Annotated in this window: 8 protein-coding genes; 2 read left to right on the top strand and 6 right to left on the bottom strand. The window is 70.8% G+C overall.

What is annotated here, in order from left to right; all coding sequences use genetic code 11:
* Window positions 1-312 precede the first annotated feature (312 nt).
* Window positions 313-1,323 carry a class I fructose-bisphosphate aldolase gene (locus FKV24_RS15655; RefSeq protein ID WP_141483051.1) on the bottom strand — a complete coding sequence of 337 codons (1,011 nt, stop codon included), beginning with the start codon at window positions 1,321-1,323 and terminating at the stop codon, window positions 313-315.
* Window positions 1,324-1,495: 172 nt separating this feature from the next.
* A complete protein-coding gene (gene pyk / locus FKV24_RS15650; protein WP_111267368.1) occupies window positions 1,496-2,962 on the bottom strand; it encodes a pyruvate kinase in 1,467 nt (488 codons plus the stop codon).
* 231 nt (window positions 2,963-3,193) lie between these two features.
* Between pyk and FKV24_RS15645 the strand changes: the two genes are divergently transcribed.
* Together FKV24_RS15645 and FKV24_RS15640 are read left to right on the top strand one after the other, a co-directional pair.
* Window positions 3,194-4,498 carry a short-chain fatty acid transporter gene (locus FKV24_RS15645; protein WP_141483050.1) on the top strand — a complete coding sequence of 435 codons (1,305 nt, stop codon included), beginning with the start codon at window positions 3,194-3,196 and terminating at the stop codon, window positions 4,496-4,498.
* 21 nt (window positions 4,499-4,519) lie between these two features.
* Complete coding sequence (locus FKV24_RS15640; RefSeq protein WP_211371891.1) at window positions 4,520-5,122, top strand: GNAT family N-acetyltransferase; 603 nt, start codon at window positions 4,520-4,522, stop codon at window positions 5,120-5,122.
* Between the two features lie 271 nt (window positions 5,123-5,393).
* Here FKV24_RS15640 and FKV24_RS15635 read toward each other — a convergent pair whose 3' ends face one another.
* The 4 genes from FKV24_RS15635 to FKV24_RS15620 all read right to left on the bottom strand — a co-directional run.
* Window positions 5,394-6,041: an HAD hydrolase-like protein gene (locus FKV24_RS15635; RefSeq protein ID WP_111267370.1), complete on the bottom strand. Its 648-nt coding sequence runs from the start codon at window positions 6,039-6,041 to the stop codon at window positions 5,394-5,396.
* Window positions 6,041-7,216, bottom strand: coding sequence for a phosphoglycerate kinase (locus FKV24_RS15630; RefSeq protein WP_141483049.1), 1,176 nt, complete (start codon window positions 7,214-7,216; stop codon window positions 6,041-6,043). The genes FKV24_RS15635 and FKV24_RS15630 overlap by 1 nt, the downstream gene beginning before the upstream one ends.
* Before the next feature lie 221 nt (window positions 7,217-7,437).
* Window positions 7,438-8,859 carry a DUF3999 domain-containing protein gene (locus tag FKV24_RS15625; RefSeq protein WP_141483048.1) on the bottom strand — a complete coding sequence of 474 codons (1,422 nt, stop codon included), beginning with the start codon at window positions 8,857-8,859 and terminating at the stop codon, window positions 7,438-7,440.
* 26 nt (window positions 8,860-8,885) lie between these two features.
* Window positions 8,886-11,197: DUF2339 domain-containing protein (locus FKV24_RS15620; RefSeq protein WP_141483047.1), on the bottom strand; the 2,312-nt coding region annotated here is incomplete at its 5' end.

The following is an 11,197-nucleotide window of genomic DNA, read 5'->3' as shown; positions in this document are numbered from 1 at the left end:
CTGAGTCAGGGGGCGATTCGTGCCGCAGGCACGAATGGGGGTGTGGAAGCGCAACGGCGGGGCCCAAGGTTTGCGCAGCAAACTTTGGGGATTCCAGGGCGCAGTCCGGGGATCGCGGCTTACGCCGCTCCTACTGGGGGATTGGGTCCGTGAGTACCTGATGTAGGAGCGGCGTAAGCCGCGATGAGGCCTTCCTCCGAACTCCGATCGCGGTACCGCCGCTCCCTCCGGGGCGCAAGAGCCGTCGGCTCCCGGGCCAAAGAAAACGCCGGCACGGGGCCGGCGTTCTCGGTACGACAGTGGCGGCTTCGCTTACGCGGCCTTGCTCCACTCGCCCAGCGCGGCCAGGCCGTTGTCGCGGGCGCGCTCGTAGACGGTCTTCTGCGCGGCGGCGACGTTGTTGACGATGTCCTGTCCCCACAGCTTCAGCGCGGCCTGCTGCATCGCACGGCCGTAGGAGAACGACAGCGGCCACGGGTTCGGCCCCATGCGGTTCATCGCGTCCAGGTGCGCAGTCGCGTCCTCGTCGCTCTGGCCGCCGGACAGGAACACGATGCCCGGCAGGGTCGCCGGCACGGTCGACTTCAGGCACTGCAGGGTCGCCGCGGCGACTTCCTCGACGCTGGCCTTGTCGCCGCTGGTGGTGCCCGGCAGCACCATCGAGGCCTTCAGGATGGTGCCCTCCAGCATCACGTTCTGCTCGTACAGCGAGGCGAACAGCGAACGCAGGGTCACCTCGGTCACCTCGTAGCAGGTGTCGATGTCGTGGCTGCCGTCCATGATCACCTCCGGCTCCACCATCGGCACCAGGCCCTGCTCCTGGCACAGCGCGGCGTAGCGGGCCAGCGCATGCGCGTTGGCGTCGATGCAGGTGCCCGACGGGATGTCGTCGCCGATGTTGATGACCGCGCGCCACTTGGCGAAACGCGCGCCGAGCTTGTAGTACTCCTCCAGGCGTGCACGCAGGCCGTCCAGGCCCTCGGTGACCACCTCGCCCGGGAAACCGGCCAGGGCGTGGGTGCCCTTGTCGACCTTGATGCCCGGGATCATGCCGGCGTCGGTCATGACCTTGGCGAACGGCACGCCGTCCTTGGTCGACTGGCGCAGGGTCTCGTCGTACAGGATCGCGCCGGAGATGTAATCGCTCAGCTTGGGCGTGGTCAGCAGCAGCTCGCGGTAGGCGCGGCGGTTCTCTTCGGTGTTCTCGACGCCGACGCCGGCGAAGCGCTTGGCGATGGTGCCGGTCGACTCGTCGATCGCGATGATGCCCTTGCCCGGGGCGACCATGGCCAGGGCGGTTTCGGCAAGCTGTTCGATGCTCATGGGGATCCTGCAGGGAACGGGTGGGAAGCCCGGCATTATAGCCGCGAGCGGGCGGCTCCGCCTCCCCACGGCGACCAACAATCAACAACTTGCAGACCACACACCCCGGATTTCAATACCAGTTCACGGTACCGGTAGACGACCGCCGCCGCTGCCCGCCCCTCGGGCGCCGCTACAGCTCGCCCAGCCCCACCGCCTGGCCGTCGGGACCGACCTCCAACAGGCGCAGCGTATTGGTGGAACCGCGGTGCTCCATGCGCTCGCCGCTGGTGAACACCACCCGTTCGCCGCCCCCCAGCAGGCCGGCCTGGACCAGGCGCTGGATCGCGCCGCGTCCGGCCTCGCCTGGGGTCTGGCCGCGGCTGTCGTAGTCGATCGGGAACACGTCGCGCATCATCGCCATCCGCCGCCGCGCGCCGGCATGGCGCGAGAACGCGTAGATCGGCACGCCGGAACGGAATCGCGACAGGAAGCGCGCGGTACCGCCGGACTCGGTCATCGCGACCACCGCGCGCAGACCGATGTGCTCGCTGAGGAACATCGTCGCCATCGCGATCGCCTGGTCGACCCGCTGCAGGTTGCGCGGAGCCGCCTCGAAATCGGTGTCGTGGGCGAACTGGCGCTCGGCGCCGAGGCAGATCCGCGCCATCGCCTCGACCGCGCGAACCGGGTAGCGGCCGGCGGCCGACTCGGCCGACAGCATCACCGCGTCGGTGCCGTCGATCACCGCATTGGCGACATCGAGCACCTCGGCGCGGGTCGGGATCGGGCTTTCCACCATCGACTGCAGCATCTGGGTCGCGGTGATCACCACCTTGTTGCGCTCCAGCGCGACCTTGATGATCTTCTTCTGCAGGCCCGGCAGCTCGGCATCGCCGATCTCCACGCCCAGATCGCCGCGCGCGACCATCACCACGTCGCTGGCGTCGACGATCTCGACCAGGTTCTCGATCGCCTCGGCACGTTCGACCTTGGCGACCAGGGCCGCCTCGCAGCCGGCCTCGCGGGCGGCGCGGCGCGCCTCCTCCATGTCCTCGGCGTTGCGGCAGAACGACACCGCGATGAAGTCCGCGCCGGCATCGGCGGCGACCTTGATCAGCTCGCGGTCGCGCTCGGTCAACGCCCCCAGCGAGAGTCCGCCGCCGAGCTTGTTGAGCCCCTTGCGATCGGACAACACACCGTCGTTGAGCACGGTGCAGTGGATGCGTGCGCCCTCGACCCGCTCGACCCGCAGCTGCATCAGGCCGTCGTCGAGCAGCAGGGTGTCGCCGGGAGCGACATCACCGGGCAGGCCGAGATAGCTGACCCCGACCTCGCGGCGGGTGCCCGCCGGCGCATCCTCGCTGGCGACCAGGTCGAAGGCGTCGCCGGTCTTCAGCTCGACCTTGCCGTCGGCGAAGCGTTCGATGCGGATCTTCGGACCGGGCAGGTCGGCGAGGATGCCGACCTCGACACCGACCTTCCTGCCGGCGGCGCGCACCGCCTCGGCCCGCGCCAGTTGCGAGGACGGGTCGCCGTGCGAGAAGTTCAGCCGCACCACGTCGACACCGGCCTTCAGCAGCTGCTCCAGCACGCCCGGCGGATCGGTGGCGGGCCCGAGGGTGGCAAGGATCTTGGTACGGCGCTGCTGTGCGGTCATCGGCGAACGGTGCTGGGGCGATCCTGCCGACGCTAGCACAGCTGTTGCTCGATCCATGCGGAAATCGATTGCGCATCGGCAAGGCCCCGCCGCTGGTATCGAACCGCCACCGCCAAAGCAGACCAGCGATCGCGGATTTGCTGCAGGTGCGCAACGCTGCGCGCGGAACCCGGCGCGGTTTTCGGTTAGTTTTCCGGTGCCGGCCGATGCCGGTGCCGAACCGGAAAGCCGATGCTCAACCGCCTGTCGCGACCGGCCGTGCGCCTGGTCGAACGCTATCTGCCCGATGCCTATGTGCTGGTGCTGTTGCTGAGCCTGGTCGCGGCGATCGCCGCGATGACGGTCGAGCGGCAGGCGCCGCTGGCGGTGCTGCGGATGTGGGGCGGCGGGTTCTGGGCGCTGCTGGGCTTCTCGATGCAGATGCTGTTGGTGCTGGTCACCGGCTTCATGCTCGCCAGCACGCCACCGGTGAAGGCCCTGCTGGCGCGGCTGGCCGCGCTGGCGCGCACACCCGGCATGGCGATCGTCCTGGTCAGCCTGGTGTCGCTGACCGCGAGCTGGGTCAACTGGGGTTTCGGCCTGGTGGTCGGCGCGCTGTTCGCGCGCGAGCTGGCCGGCCAGGTCCGGGTCGACTACCGGCTGCTGGTCGCCAGCGCATATTCCGGCTTCGTGGTCTGGCACGGCGGCCTCGCCGGCTCGATCCCGTTGACCATCGCCACCGAGGGCCACTTCCTCGTCGACGCCATGGGCGTGGTGCCGACCTCGCGGACGATCTTCGCCGGCTACAACCTGGCGATCCTCGCCGCGCTGTTCGTGCTGGTGCCGCTGGTCAACCGCTGGATGCTGCCGTCCGACAACGAGGCGGTGGTCCATCGCCCCGCACCGGAGCCGGCGGCGGCGACGGCTTCCGGCGCGCCACAGCCGGCCGACCGGCTCGAGGACAGCCGCCTGCTGGCGGCCCTGGTCGGCCTGGCCGGCATCGGCTTCCTCGTCGATCACTTCCTCGGCGGCGGCGGACTCAACCTCAACATCGTCAACTTCGCCTTCCTGATGCTGGCGATCGTGCTGCACGGTACGCCGCGCCGGCTGCTGGCCAGCCTCGCCCAGGCGATCCGCGGCGGCGCCGGCATCGTCATCCAGTTTCCGTTCTATGCCGGCATCATGGCGATCATGGTCGAGTCGGGACTGGCGGCGACGCTGTCGCAGGCCTTCGTCGCGATCGCCGATGCCGACACCCTGCCGTTCTGGAGCTTCATCGCCGGCGGCGTGCTGAACGTGTTCGTGCCCTCCGGCGGCGGCCAGTGGGCGGTGCAGGCACCGATCATGGTGCCGGCGGCCGAGGCCCTGGGTGCGGACGTGGCCAAGGTCGCGATGGGCGTGGCCTGGGGCGATGCCTGGACCAACCTGATCCAGCCGTTCTGGGCGCTGCCGGCGCTGGCGCTGGCCGGACTGAAGGCCCGCGATATCATGGGTTTCTGCCTGATCCAGCTGCTGGTGACCGGCGTCGTGATCGGCGCGGCGCTGCTGTGGCTGTGACGACGAAACGACGGAGCACGCGTGACCGACACTCCCCCGCCCTATCGACCGCCGGTCATCACCGGCGCGCGGATCCGCCTGCGCCCCTATCGCCCGGACGACCTCGCCGCTTTCTTCGCACTGCATTCCGATCCCGAAGCGATGCGCTACTGGAGCCATCCGCCGTGGACGCGGATCGAACAGGCGCATTCGAAGTTCGATTCCAGCCTCAACGGCAATGCCCCCGACAGCCAGCTGTGCTGGGCGATCGCCGCGCCCGGCGACGGCCGCATGATCGGCGGCGTCGCCCTGTTCCGGATCAGCGCCGAGCAAGGAGTAGCCGAGTTCGGCTACATGCTGGAGCGTGGCTCATGGGGCCGCGGGTTCGCACGCGAGGCCGGCGTCCTGGCGCTGGACCACGCCTTCGGTGACCTGGGCCTGCGCCGGATCGAGGCCGACATCGACCCGCGCAACCTCGCCTCCTGCCGCCTCGCCGAACGGCTGGGCTTCGTCCGCGAAGGCCTGCTGCGCGAACGCTGGCAGGTGGCCGGCGAGATCAGCGACACCGCGTTCTACGGACTGCTGGCAAGCGACTGGGCGCAGCGCGGCGCTGACACCCCCACGCCGGAAGAGACGCTTCTGTAGGAGCGGCGTCAGCCGCGAGGACCTTCCCATGAAAGCCTCATCGCGGCTCACGCCGCTCCTACGACAACCGGTCTGGGATTCATGACTCTCCAGCCCCCTGAGTCAGGGGGCGATTCGCATCGCAGATGCGAATGGGGGTGTGGAGACGCAACGGCGGGGCCCAAGGTTTGCGAAGCAAACTTTGGGAGATATCCGCGCGCAGCCGGATATCGTTCCCCATCGCGGCTCACGCCGCTCCTACGGGGCTGCGCGCAAGCCCGAGCCGGCCGGTTCAGGCCAACAGATCGAGCAGTTCGTGCGGCGCGGCGGCAAGGTGTTCGGCACCGGCCGCACCCAGCTCGTCCCTGCCGCCGAAGCCCCACAACACGCCGATGTGGCGCATGCGGTGGTGATGCGCGCCCTCGATATCCATGCGCCGGTCGCCGATCATCCAGCAATCGCCGGCATCCAGCCCGAGCCGCGCCAGCGCTTCGGCGATCAGCTCGGGCTTGTCGCTGCGGCGGCCGCACGGGGTCGCACCGATCACCTCGGCGAAGCAGCCGCCGAACGGCAGGTGGGCGACGATCCTCCGTGCATGCGGTTCGTTCTTGGCGGTGACCACCGCCAGGCGATGGCCGCGCGCACCCAGGGCCTCGACCGTCTCGCCAATGCCGGCGTAGACCTCGTGCTCGCGCCAACCGATCGAATCGAAACGCTGGCGATAGTGCTCGACCGCCGACTCGACCCCGGTCGGGTCGTCGAACAGCGGCCCGAAGCTGGTGCGCAGCGACGGGCCGATCCAGCCGCGCAGTTCCGCATCCGGCGGCACCGGGCGTCCCATCGCGGTCAGCGCATGGGCTACGCAGCGGGTGATGCCGGTGGCCGAATCTATGAGCGTTCCGTCCAGGTCGAAGAACAGCGTCGCCCGGGCCGTGGCCATCAGGCCGCGCGCGCCTTCAGCGCCGCGACCGCTGGCAGCTCCTTGCCTTCCAGGAATTCGAGGAAGGCGCCGCCGCCGGTGGAGATGTAGCCGACATCGGCGGCGATCCCGTACTTGTCGACCGCGGCGAGGGTATCGCCGCCGCCCGCGATCGAGAACGCCGGACTGGAGGCGATCGCGCGCGCCATCGCCTCGGTGCCCTTGCCGAAGGCGCCGAATTCGAACACGCCGACCGGGCCGTTCCAGACCACGGTGCCGGCCTTGCCGATCAGCGCCGCATAGGCCTGCGCGGTCTCGGGGCCGATGTCCAGGATCATGTCGTCGGCGCCGACCGCATCGACCGGCTTGACCGTCGCCGGCGCATCGGCGGCGAACGCCGGCGCGACCACCACGTCGGTCGGCAGCGGGATGCTGGCGCCACGGGCCTGCGCGTCGGCGATGATCTTCTTCGCGGTGTCGACCAGATCCATCTCGACCAGGGACTTGCCGACGCCGTGCCCCATCGCGGCGATGAAGGTGTTGGCGATGCCGCCGCCGACGATCAGCTGGTCGACCTTGCCGACCAGGGACGACAGCAGTTCCAGCTTGGTGCTGACCTTGGAGCCGGCGACGATCGCCAGCAGCGGCCGCGCCGGGTTGTCGAGCGCCTTGGCCAGCGCATCCAGCTCGGCCATCAGCAGCGGACCGCCGGCGGCGACCGTGGCCGCGCGGATCACACCGTGGGTGGAGGCCTGGGCGCGGTGGGCGGTACCGAAGGCGTCCATCACGAACACGTCGCACAACGCCGCGTACTGCTTCGACAGCGCCTCGTCGTCGGCCTTCTCGCCGACGTTCATGCGGCAGTTCTCGAGCAGGACCAGCTGGCCGGGCTTCACCTCCACGCCGCCGACCCAGTCGCGCACCAGCGGCACGTCGATGCCCAGCAGCTCGGACAGGCGCGCGGCGACCGGCGCCAGCGAGTCGGCCTCGCTCCACTGGCCCTCCTTCGGACGGCCCAGGTGCGAGGTCACCATCACCGCCGCGCCCTTCTCCAGCGCCAGCTTCATCGTCGGCAGCGCGGCGAGGATGCGCTGCTCGGAGCTGATCCGGCCCTCGCTGATCGGCACGTTCAGGTCCTCCCGTATCAGCACCCGCTTGCCGGTGAGATCGAGGTCGGTCATTCGCTGGATGGTCATCGTGGTCGCTCGCTGGAACTGTTCAATTGGAAGTGGAGGAAACATGCCTTCCCTGGCGCAGCGGACCGTCTTCGGTCCGTCCGGCCCGGCCCTCCATGGCCGGGCGCTCGCCGGCGCGGCCTGCCGCCAGGGCGGCCCGCACGGCATGCATGGCCCTCCATTGTCGCGGCCCGCTGCCGCGAATGAAACCGAGCGGTCCCGGTGAGGCGCCGCGACGGGACTCACTCCGCGTCGGGTTTGTCCGGGTTGGCGGGCGCGGGCTCGACATCCTCGGCCGTCTCCGGCACCGCTTCAGCGGCCGCCGTGGCGCGGCTCGAGCGCAGCAGGCTCAGGGCCAGTCCGGCCACCACCAGCGCGCCGATCAGCAACACGCCCCAAAGCAGTCCCTTGCGCCAGTTCCAGTCCGGACGCAGCGCCGCCTCGCCGGCCAGCACCCGGGCACTGCCCAGGTACGCGGTCGCCGGCTGCCAGTCGCGGCCGTGACGCTCGCGCAACGCCTCGACCAGTCGCGGCACCGGCGAAGGCTCCGGCAGCGCGCGGGCACTGCCGGCCGCCAGCGCGTACGGCGGCGCGCCCTGGGCCACGAATACCGCGACCTCGGGACGATAGCCCAGGCGCAGAACCGGGGCGGTCGCGACCGCCGTGCTCGCCCGCAGCCGCCACTGGCGATCGCGAACGCTCGTTGCCAACGCGTTGGGACGCGAGCGTCCGCCTTCCGCGCCCACCTGGTAGCCCATCCACGGCGCGCCGCGCGAACGCCATTGCGCATCCGCGTCGTCGCGGCTCTCCAGCCGCCACTCGACCGCGTGATTGCCGTCGAGCGCGACATCGGCCTGCTCGACCGGGAAGCGGCCGTCGATCCGGAATTCGTACATCTGGCGATCGTCGGAGCTGCGGCTCGGCGACAGCTCGATCCAGCTCAGTGGCGCGGCCGTCGCGCGCGGCGCGAACACCGCCTCGACCGACGCGATCGCCAGCGCCTGGTCGCCACGGTCGGGCGTCAGGCGCAGGTAGCGGGCACGTTGGTGATGCGGCAGCAGTCCGAACAGGTCGATGCGCCGGTGCAGCAGACGCCGCCCTTCGCGCTGCAGGTCGACCAGGCGTCCGCGGGTCGCCAACGGCTGCCAGTGATCGAGGTCGTCGCTGGCCTCGACCCGGTAGCCGAGGTCGAGCGCCTCGACCGGCTTCCACTCCAGCTCCAGCGCGGCGACCGCTTCGCGCACCCGGCTCAGATCGACGATCAGGACATCGGCCTGGGCACGCTCGGCGGGCGCGCCGCCGCTCACCTCGACCCGCCGCAGCCGGCCGTCGGCGTCGGACTCGCTAAGCAGTTCCCAGCGCCTCGCCGACGGTGTCTTCGACATCGGCAGCGCGAACCACGGCAGCGCCAGCCTGGGCGCGGTCCGCGCCAGCGGCTGCTCGGGCGCCAGCACTGCGGTCGGCACCGCCCCCCCGGCCCCGTCGAACACCACCAGATCGCGCAGCTGCGGATCCTGCAGGCGCCGGTAGACGAATTCGTCCAGGGTCACCCGGTAGGCGCCGGCATCGTCCTGCGACAGCGTCAGCGGCCATTCCCAGCCGTAGTCCTGACGCCCGGCCGCCAACGCGGCAAAGCATGGCAGCAGCGCCAAAACGGCGGCCATCCGACATACGCTCCGAACCTGCGGCCTCATGCGGTTTCTCCCGAAGAGTCCCGGGGCGCCGCGGTCTTCGGCGGCGCCGGTGCGAAATAGCCGACCGCGGTGCACAGCAGGCCGTAGGCGATGAACGAGGCGATCCCCAGCAGGTTGCCCAGATGCTGGCGGTCGACCAGCACCAGCTTGGCCAGCACCACCGCCATCAGCACCGCGCCGGCCAGCCACAGCGTGCGCCGGCCGCGACGGGAACCGACCACCCAGCCGATCACGCCAAGCATGCTCCAGACCACGGTCAGCGCGGTCTGCACCAGGCTTGTCTGCAGCATCGACGGACGCCAGTCCACGCCGCCCCAGTGATGGGTCGCGCGCAGGGTGATCACGCTGATCAGCGCAAAGCCGGCGACGGCCAGCAGCATCGGATGCTGCGCCCGCAGGCGCGAGCGCTGCGGCATCGACTGCAAGCCGTTGGCAAGCACCAGCAACGCACCGGCCTGGAACAGGTCCAGCGGGTTGAGCAGTGCGATCCACGGCAGCGGCGCGGCGTCGCCGGACCAGGTCAGGGCATTGACGAAGGCCAGCGCCAGCACCAGCAACAGACCGTTGCGCAACGCCGGCCTCCATGCCTGGAACGCGGTGGCCAGCGGCCAGCCGATCCAGCCCGGCCGCCACAGGGTCGCCGCGGCAACCGCCAGCAGCGGCGCGGCGGCCAGCGTCACCCACCAACCGTCGCCGAGGCCGAGCCGTTTCGCCAGTTCGAGCAGGCCGAGGCCGAGCGCCACCGTCCAGGCCGCGACCCAGCCGGCATGGGCGAAGCCACGCGCGCGACCGTCCACGCGGCGCAGGCCGGACAGTGTGTAGATGCCGCATCCGGCGTACAGGACCCACGCCAGCAGGCCGAGGCCGGCAAACGGTTGCGCATGCGCGTCGGCCTGGGCGAACGCCAGCGGTACCGCCGCCGCCAGCGCCGCCGCCACGGTCACGTCCAGTGCCGCCGCGTCGATCCAGCGCCGGGCCACGCCGGCCAGCAGCGCGGTCAGCGTCGCGAGCACCAGGATCAGGTCGGCGTCCGCTGCCGGCGGTGCGAAGCGGTCTATCTCGGCCAAGGCCGTCCCGATCCACCACACCAGGCCCCACAGGTAATAGGGCGCGGCCGGGCCCGACTTCGCCGAGCGCCGGTAGCTCCAGGCACTGGCGAAACCGGCGATCGCGATCAGCAGGCCGCCGGTGAAGCGCGGGTTGGCCAGCGCCTGCGCCGGCGGTCCGGCTTCGAGCCCGATCAGGAAGCTTCCCGCCGCGGCCAGTTGCAGCAACAGGCCGGCGATCTGCGGCAACCGCCGCTGCTGGCGCAGGCCCAGCCACACCGCCGCCGCGCCCTCCAGCGCGAACACGCTGGCGGTCGCTTGCGCGGACAGCGCCAGCGGGACCGCCAGGGTCGCGAAGCCGACCGCGAGCACCGCGTAGGGCGCGACCAGCGGCTGGTAGCGCTCGCGCATGCGCAGCATCCACGCCAACACCAGGTACACCAGGGCCAGGGCCAGCGCGCAGAACGCCAGCGGCATGCGCGCGCCCTCCAGCAGCGCGGCCTGCAACGAGAACGCCACCAGCGGCGTGCCGAACACCAGGCAGGCATCGACGATCCGGCGCCCGCCCGCGGCGCGCCGGCGCGCATACAGGATCGGGATCGCCAGGTAGAAGGCGAAGAACAGCAACAGGAACGGCTCGGTGGTCTGGAAGTGATCGGGCCGGTACTGCAGCACGCCCCAGAGGGTGCCGATGCCGAAGGTGAACACGAAGCCCATCAGGTTCAGCACCCGCCACGGGCGCCACCAGGCGATCGCCAGGATCGCCGCGTTGAGCACCGCGTAGTACGCGAACAGCGCGACATGGCTGCCGGTGCCGGTGGACAGCCAGATCGGCGCAAGGAAGCCGGCGAGGATGCCCAGTACCGCCAAGGCGATCGCCCGCTGCATCACCGCCAGCACACCGGCACCGGCGACCAGCACCACGCTCAGCGCGAAGGCGGCCCCCGCCGGCAGCAGCGGATGGACCTTGAACGCGGCGAACGCCACCAGCAGCAGCACACCGATCGCGCCGCCCTGCAACGACAGCGCGAACACGCGCCGGCGCTCGCGCTGACGCCAGCCGAACACCAGCCCGGCCAGCGCGGCGGCGGCGACGCCGGCGTAGCGGAACTCGACCGGCACCGCCACCCAGCCCTGGTCGCTGGCGTACTTGAGCAGCGCGGCGACACCGGCGAACAGCACCAGCATGCCGACCTTGACCGGCACGTTGCCCTCGGTGAACCAGCGCTTGATCACGCGCGCGGCGCGGGTCAACGGGTCCG

Origin of the sequence: Marilutibacter maris (assembly GCF_006546735.2) — a bacterium.
In the GTDB taxonomy this organism is placed as follows: Bacteria; Pseudomonadota; Gammaproteobacteria; order Xanthomonadales; family Xanthomonadaceae; genus Marilutibacter; species Marilutibacter maris.
Note: the sequence above shows the minus strand (reverse complement) of the source record. Positions and strands in the feature narration are given on the sequence as shown.